We start from the raw sequence: 6,306 nt of genomic DNA on the forward strand, positions 1-6,306 counted from the left end.
ATACGTGCGAAAGTTTATCATATGGGTACTAAAGCTCTACTGAGTAAAGCTTTCAGCGTTTGGCTCAAAACATAGCTATTTTTGTCGGGCAGCTGCCCTTATTATCAGGATCATAAGACGCTTTCCGAGTGTAAAGCGCAGGGGTTAGATTTTCCGGGGGAGATGGAGCCAGACTATTGGGATTTTCTCTATTTCTCGTTCGTCATTGGCATGACAAGCCAAGTGTCGGATGTGAATGTCACCTCGCGCACGATGCGGCGGTTAAGCTTGATGCACGGCGTTTTATCGTTCTTCTTCAACACGAGCATCCTAGCGATGACCATCAATATCGTTGCCGGACTGATTTAAGGCGCAAGGATTAAAAGTGGTTGGTTCATACTCTGTCTGCGTGCGGCGGAATCTTTGATTGCAATACAGATCGACCCAGATCGTTTGTCACTAAAAAGAATTTGCGACACAACCGCTTTTTTTCCATGCCAGAAAATCCATGTTATTTTCCGAGTGTCAGAAGAAAGCCGAGCGTTGCCACACTCATCAGGGCGGTCGCCATCCAACCCAGAATTCTGAGCCGGGGAGAAATTGTGAACTGCTGCATGACTCGACGATTGGTCGTCATGAGCATCATCATCACCATCACCGGAGGAGCCACTATCCCATTCGCGACTGCCGACCAGAATAGAGCTTTGATGGGATCGATCGGAGTAAAGTCCAGTCCTAACCCAATCAGCGTTGCCACCACTAAAACCGCATAAAAGCCTTTTGCCTCTAACGGCTTGCGCTCTAACCCAGTCGGCAACTGCAACGCTTCTCCCACAGCATAGGCGGCTGACCCACCCAACACAGGCACCGCCAATAATCCCGTTCCAATGATGCCGCCGCTAAATAGTAGGAACGCAAAGTCACCTGCGATTGGACGCAACGCTTCTGCCGCTTGAGCGGAACTTTGAATATCCGTTTTGCCTGAAGCGTGAAGGGTCACAGCCGCCGTCAAAATAATGAAGAAGGCAACCACATTCGAGAACGCCATTCCAAAATAGGTATCCAGTCGAATTCGAGCGAGTTGGTCTGAGGCTTGCTCTGGAGCGCGTTTTAACGGTTCCTGGTTCTTGTGAGTTTCCGTTTCTTCGACTTCTTGCGACGCTTGCCAGAAAAAGAGATAGGGGCTGATAGTCGTTCCCAGGAGGGCAATGAGCGTTGTGAGGTAATCGGGTTGCAGCGAAATTGAGGGAAAGAAGGTTCCTTTAAGTGCCTCTCCCCAAGGCACCCGTACAATAAACACCGTTGCGACATAGGCAAACAAGGTCACGGTCAGCCCTTTGAGAATAGAAGCGTATTTGCTGTAGGGCACCGTAATTTGCAAAATTAATGAGCCGAAGGCAAATAGTGCGGCGTAAAGCAGCGCTGATCCTCCATTCAGCAGCTTCAAGGCGGCTCCCATTGCTCCAATGTCGGCTCCTAAGTTGATAGTGTTAGCGACGACCATCAGAGCCACAATGCTATAGGTGACCCACTTAGGGTAATAGCGGCGAAGATTGCCTGCAATGCCGTGACCCGTGACTCGTCCGATCCGAGCACTGATATCTTGAATGCCTGCCATGAACGGGTAGACGAATACCATCGTCCACAACATGCCGAAGCCAAACTGTGCTCCTGCCTGCGAGTAAGTGGCGATGCCGCTAGGGTCATTATCAGACGCTCCGGTGATCAGTCCCGGACCAAGTAGGTGCAGGAGGTTCTTCCGAGAGGGTTTCCTTTTTAGAGCGGTGGGAGCTTGCGCTTTACGATTCATCTCCATAGAAGCTAACCATCGAGTTAAGAATTTAATTCAGAGAAGAGACAGAGCTGAAAGATGACCCGCCGCTCTTCAGCTCTGCCTGAAAGTTATGCCGCAGCACCCGCAATTCTGTGCCAGATAAAGACGGCAACAATCGCACCCAAAACGGCAACGAGGATGCCGGGAATACTCAGCGTCGAGGCGGTGATCAAGAGCTTGCCCGTGGTGAGCAGCGTGACCAAGGTGCCCCCGACAAATGCTCCAATGATTCCCAGCAGCATCGTGCCTAAAAGACCGCTGTTGCGGGCAGCAGGGTCAATCGCTTTGGCGATCGCCCCTGCAATGAGTCCCAAGATAATCCAAGCAATAATGTTCATGGTTCTATGTTTTTGAGGCGTTGAGTGGATGTCATTACCCTATCAAGCCAGCCCTCAACTGCTCTCTTCCCCTCGAACTATTCTATAAAATAAAATAAAAATCTATGCAAAGCTCGGCAAGATTGCGTTTCACTTAGCGTTTCCGTAGCGTTTGGGTCAATGGGTCGAGAGAAGACTCAAGCATCCCGACGACGCTCAAGATTCCAGTTCTTTTGCCACTGCGGCCATCAGTTGCTGAATAATATCTTTGTTTTTGGGGTTGCGACTGCCATAGAGTCGCGCAGAGAAGATGGTGATAATCTCCATCACGTCCTCTGCAATCTCGTCTTCAAAATCAGCGAGGGAACTTGCATTGATCACAACGATCTCGGTTCCAAAGTGTTCGCACAATGAGAAAATCAGTTCAATGCCTAGACGCACGAGTCGATCGCGGTGGGTCATCACCAATCGTCCGACATCCCCTTGACAGATTCGCTGAATCAAAGTCCGCAAGCCACTTTTGCGGTAGTTCATGCCAGAGCCAACGTCTTGAATCACCTCAAACGTCCAACTTTGCTCGGTGCAGAACGACTCCAGAATCCTGACTTGCTGCTTCAGTTCCTTCTTTTGGTTCTGATTAGAAACTCGCGCATAGGCGATCGTTACTCGGCTAGAGGCAGAGTTAGCGGGCACTAATCCCCGCAACTGTGCGAGGTCATAGCGTCGATGCCCAGAGGGAGACCGCTCAACCTCAATCTTGCCTGCGCTTTCCCAGCGACGTAAGGTATCGCGAGAAACTCCTAATTCTGCGGCAGCTCGACCAATTCCTACGTTCATATGCTTTCATTCTACGGGACGCTGGAGCGGAGGCTCAAGCCTGCATAGATTTGCCTACTTTTTGGACTCCTCCTTACGAGATACCTCTATCGAGAAGTCATCAGACTGCTTGCAAAAGTCAGAAGGATGCCCCACTTGCACGAGTGCGGCTATCCGTCCATCGCTTTGAGCGGAATGGGCAAATGAATCCGTGATGATGAAAGTATCGTCATTCAGGATGTCTGATGTTCAAGCCACTTCAACTTCTTTATGCTGGGTATCGTCGTGGGCTACGCCACCCTAAGTACCGGGGCTGGGTGGTAGGCGGAACGTTGCTCTGGCTATTAAATCCGATCAATACCATTCCTATTGTGGGTGAGATTGATGATGCGGTTGTGTTGACGATTCTGGTGAGCGAGATGGCACAGGTTGTGATGGAAAACCGGAAGAGCGTCAAACCACAAGCTACAATCAGCACCCTTGACGTTGAGTCATGAAGGCAAAAGAAAGGGGACAGCTCGAGCTAGTCCCCCTTCTCAGATTAGAGATCACCTCTTGAAACCGGATGTCTCAAGAGGTATAGGGGTCTCAGTAGTCATGGAACCGTTTTTTGCCTTAAGGCTGTAACGCTCTTCCAGCAAGGTGTTCTCCTAGCTTGTGCCCGCCCACCCTGATCCCAAAACCTGGCTAACCCATGCCTTCTACTGATCTCTCAATTAAGCTTGCCTACCTGCACAAACGGCACAAGTTCCTCATAAAATCAAGGCTTTCAGCCCATCTCTTCTCTAAAGATTACGGGTGTACCCTGAACAAAAAAGTCCAGCTCTAGTCCAGACCTGTGTAGTATGCCGTCAAAAGACATTCGTAGAAATGATCGATTTGCGGCTGAAATACTCTTAAGGCAAAATCTGGTTCCATGACTACTGAGACCCCAAGGAGCAAGCTCTTTGAGGGGTTGTGTAAAGAACCCCAAAATCGTTACCTGTGATTTGGGCTGTCTCATTGATGGCTGAAGATCGGACAGTTCAAGCTGTGCCAGTTGCAAGACTGACCTCTACCCAGATGACTGGCGGAACACTTTAGATCTCTAAGCATCGTAGTAAGTAATAGATCGTTATTGTGGTGATTTTTTATGCTTCGCACCCCGAAGTTTCGGTCGACCGCTACTTTATTGCTGACGTTGGCGACTGTTTCCAGCGCCCTTGCCCCCCTAGTCACAGCGACTCCGGCCTCAGCTCAAGCTAACTTTTCTGATGTGCAAGGGAACTGGGCACAGTCCTGTATTTCCTCACTGGCGCAACAGGGCATCATTAGCGGCTATCCAGACGGGACCTTCCACCCCAGTGCAGCCGTGACGCGCGCTGAATTTGCGGCGATGGTCGGCAAAGCGTTTCCGAACGCAGCGCGGGCACGGAATGCGGTCCGCTTTGGCGATGTCGCGTCCAACTACTGGGCGTATAGTGCCATTACCACGGCGACTCAAACAGGTTTCCTGTCGGGCTACCCTGGTAACGTCTTTAACCCAACCCAAAATATTCCCCGCGTGCAAGTGTTGGTGGCGCTGGCCAGTGGGCTAAACTATGCGCCGTCCCAGCCAGCCATGACGACCCTGAATGCTAGTTTCTCTGATGCGTCAGCGATTCCAACCTATGCTCAAACCAGCCTTGCGGCGGCCACAGAAAAGCGCCTTGTGGTGAATTATCCCAACGTAAACACCCTGAATCCAAACCAGCTGGCCAGCCGTGCTGAAGTGTCTGCGTTTCTGTGTCAAGCGTTGGCCGGCACTGGACAACTTGCTTCAACCATCCCCACGCAGTACATTGCGGGTACGAATACAGCCCAAAGCAACCAGACTCAAGGAACGCAGGTGCTAGCCGGGACCGTGATTCCCGTCCGGTACGCAACGGCACAGCGAATCATTGTCGCACCGACGGAAACGGCACCCCTAGCGTTAACGGTTACTCAGGACATTCGGGATAATCAGGGCACAGTCGTCATTCCAGCGGGCAGTCAGGTCATTGGACAACTGCAACCGGCTCCAGGCGGCGCTCAATTTGTGGCTCAGACGTTGGTTGTGAACGGTCGGCAAATGCCCCTGAATGCGTCATCGAATGTGATCACTCAGACTCGCAACACACGCGATCCTAACTTTGGCGCTAGCTTGGCTGGCGCGGCTTTGGGCTCAGGCGCTTCGGCACTGATCCAAGGAACGACTAATGACAAGCACATTACATCTCAGACGACCCTATTGGGTACTGCGTTGGGCTCCGCTATCGGCGCGAATCAAAATCGTAACCTGGGTAGCACTATTCGGGATGCGGCGATTGGAGCCGCTGTCGGCTCCGGCATCTACGCGCTCACTGGTAATCACCAGATTACGGCGCAGAAAGTCTTTACTGGGGCAGGCGCAGGGGCTACGTTGGGGGGACTCCTCGATCACACTGGCAACGGGACCGTGATCGTCATTAACCCTGACTCAGACTTAACCCTCACGGTCCACAGTAATGTTGTCCTTTAGGAGACGGCCAGAACTGGATACTCAAATTGAGAGTAGTAGCCACTGATTGAGGTTCCGTTGCAAAAAGTGATAGAGTTAAGGAATGGTGAGAGAAAATTAACAGTCCGTGGTTGATCCTAAAGCTCCCTTCAAATGGCGACATTTCCAATCCAATATCATCCTACTCAACGTGCGCTGGTATGGTCGCTATGCTCTGAGTTACCGAGATTTGGAGGAAATGATGGCGGAGCGTGGAATCAAAGTCGAGTCCTTCGGAGCTTCGCGAAGCGAACTCACACTACGATTTACTGCTGGGTGCAGGATTATGCCACGAGGGTGTGCCGCGTCATTGAAACAACTCAACTCGACGGCGGCTCTTAGCGAGTTTCCTCACCCCAGACGTGGCGATCACGGTTAAGCAGTTGGACTGGCAGAGTCAGAATTTGCGGATGTCGGGGGCGATGGTATTGTCAGGTTAACCTGACAATACCCAACAGCCTACTGGTTCTGGTGGAAAATCCCTTCGATATCCTGCTCCACGCCACCAACACCTTTATTGATTTCGTTGTTGATCGCGTTGTTGACAACCTGATCCACCTCGGTTCTGAGTTGTTGCTCAAACATTTCACCTCCCGGAATATGGGAAGCGATGGCATCTACACCCTGATTAATTAGGGTATCTGCTTCGGTATCGACAGCCGCATCGACGGCAAAATCGCCAGCTTGTTGAGCCAAGTTTGGGTCAGTCATCATTACTTTACCAATAAGGGGCAAACGGGGAATTCGGACAAAATCGTACGCTAAGCCTAAAAGTCTTTTCCTATATGACTTACAGGATTTTATAATTAACATGTCCGGTGTTC

At 51.0% G+C, this 6,306-nt stretch carries 8 protein-coding genes and 1 pseudogene; 5 read left to right on the plus strand and 4 right to left on the minus strand.

Annotation, left to right across the window (positions count from 1 at the left end; translation table 11 throughout):
* Positions 1 to 81: 81 nt before the first annotated feature.
* Complete coding sequence (locus A8707_RS25225) at positions 82 to 348, plus strand: DUF1345 domain-containing protein (RefSeq protein ID WP_156518876.1); 267 nt, start codon at positions 82 to 84, stop codon at positions 346 to 348.
* A 142-nt stretch (positions 349 to 490) separates the two neighbouring features.
* On the opposite strand, the gene A8707_RS25230 is transcribed toward A8707_RS25225, so the two are convergent.
* From A8707_RS25230 to A8707_RS25240, 3 genes are all read right to left on the minus strand, one after another.
* Positions 491 to 1,795, minus strand: a complete 1,305-nt coding sequence (locus tag A8707_RS25230; RefSeq protein WP_231948468.1) for an NRAMP family divalent metal transporter — start codon at positions 1,793 to 1,795, stop codon at positions 491 to 493.
* 86 nt (positions 1,796 to 1,881) lie between these two features.
* Positions 1,882 to 2,151 (minus strand): GlsB/YeaQ/YmgE family stress response membrane protein, encoded by a 270-nt coding sequence (locus tag A8707_RS25235; protein WP_068820102.1) that lies wholly within the window; start codon positions 2,149 to 2,151, stop codon positions 1,882 to 1,884.
* Between the two features lie 195 nt (positions 2,152 to 2,346).
* The gene (locus A8707_RS25240) at positions 2,347 to 2,967 is read right to left on the minus strand and encodes an IS607 family transposase (protein WP_068820104.1); all 621 of its coding nucleotides are present in this window, start codon (positions 2,965 to 2,967) and stop codon (positions 2,347 to 2,349) included.
* Positions 2,968 to 3,191: 224 nt separating this feature from the next.
* Here A8707_RS25240 and A8707_RS25245 point away from each other — a divergent pair, with 224 nt between their 5' ends.
* The 4 genes and pseudogenes from A8707_RS25245 (at position 3,192) to A8707_RS30780 (ending at position 5,861) form a co-directional block, all read left to right on the plus strand.
* Entirely contained in the window at positions 3,192 to 3,443 is a 252-nt protein-coding gene (locus tag A8707_RS25245) for a YkvA family protein (RefSeq protein WP_068820106.1), read from the plus strand.
* 635 nt (positions 3,444 to 4,078) lie between these two features.
* Positions 4,079 to 4,687 (plus strand): annotated as a pseudogene (locus A8707_RS30775) (S-layer homology domain-containing protein); the annotation flags it as partial.
* Between the two features lie 126 nt (positions 4,688 to 4,813).
* On the plus strand, positions 4,814 to 5,464 hold the full coding sequence (locus tag A8707_RS30020) for a TraB/TrbI/VirB10 family type IV secretion system protein (RefSeq protein ID WP_231948470.1): 651 nt from the start codon (positions 4,814 to 4,816) through the stop codon (positions 5,462 to 5,464).
* Between the two features lie 106 nt (positions 5,465 to 5,570).
* On the plus strand, positions 5,571 to 5,861 hold the full coding sequence (locus A8707_RS30780) for a hypothetical protein (protein WP_414858414.1): 291 nt from the start codon (positions 5,571 to 5,573) through the stop codon (positions 5,859 to 5,861).
* Between the two features lie 80 nt (positions 5,862 to 5,941).
* Here the strand turns inward: A8707_RS30780 and A8707_RS25255 are convergent.
* A partial coding sequence (locus A8707_RS25255; RefSeq protein WP_231948472.1) for a hypothetical protein occupies positions 5,942 to 6,306 on the minus strand: 365 nt, incomplete at its 5' end.

The organism is Phormidesmis priestleyi BC1401, from assembly GCF_001650195.1.
Taxonomy (GTDB): domain Bacteria; phylum Cyanobacteriota; class Cyanobacteriia; order Leptolyngbyales; family Leptolyngbyaceae; genus Phormidesmis_A; species Phormidesmis_A priestleyi_B.

Coding starts and splice junctions, on each gene's coding strand:
- A8707_RS25240 (WP_068820104.1), bottom strand. CDS start 2,967: ATGAACGTAGGAATTGGTCGAGCTGCCGCAGAATTAGGAGTTTCTCGC.
- A8707_RS25230 (WP_231948468.1), bottom strand. CDS start 1,795: ATGGAGATGAATCGTAAAGCGCAAGCTCCCACCGCTCTAAAAAGGAAA.
- A8707_RS25235 (WP_068820102.1), bottom strand. CDS start 2,151: ATGAACATTATTGCTTGGATTATCTTGGGACTCATTGCAGGGGCGATC.
- A8707_RS25245 (WP_068820106.1), top strand. CDS start 3,192: ATGTTCAAGCCACTTCAACTTCTTTATGCTGGGTATCGTCGTGGGCTA.